The organism is Streptomyces beijiangensis (genome assembly GCF_017315755.1).
Lineage (GTDB): Bacteria > Actinomycetota > Actinomycetes > Streptomycetales > Streptomycetaceae > Streptomyces > Streptomyces beijiangensis.
This window is the reverse complement of sequence record NZ_JAFLRJ010001626.1, coordinates 1-289: the sequence shown is the minus strand read 5'-3', so window position 1 is coordinate 289 and position 289 is coordinate 1. Positions and strand designations below refer to the sequence as shown.

The following is a 289-nucleotide window of genomic DNA, read 5'->3' as shown; positions in this document are numbered from 1 at the left end:
TGCTGTGGGACCATCACAGATGCGGCACCCGCATACGGATATGAGCAGAGCGGGTACGGGCAGGCGCTCGGTGCCGTGTGGACTCGTAACGTGGGGGTGTGCCGTGATGCGGCAGGCGACAGCGGTCCAGGAGGCGTCCCGGGCCAGGGACTACGGCAAGGTCATCGAACTTGTCCGGCAGGACCGGCGCATGACCCAGGCGCAACTCGGCGGGGCGATCGGTCTTTCGCAGTCGGCCGTCTCCCGGCTGGAGAAGCGCGGCGCGCGTACATACAGCACGGACATTCTG

1 protein-coding gene is annotated in these 289 nt (G+C 67.1%); it reads left to right on the top strand.

The genetic code is table 11. From position 1 onward, the window contains the following. Nucleotides 1-106: 106 nt before the first annotated feature. Nucleotides 107-289, top strand: a 183-nt coding sequence (locus tag J0695_RS42965) for a helix-turn-helix domain-containing protein (RefSeq protein WP_242553838.1), incomplete at its 3' end; no start/stop codon positions are given.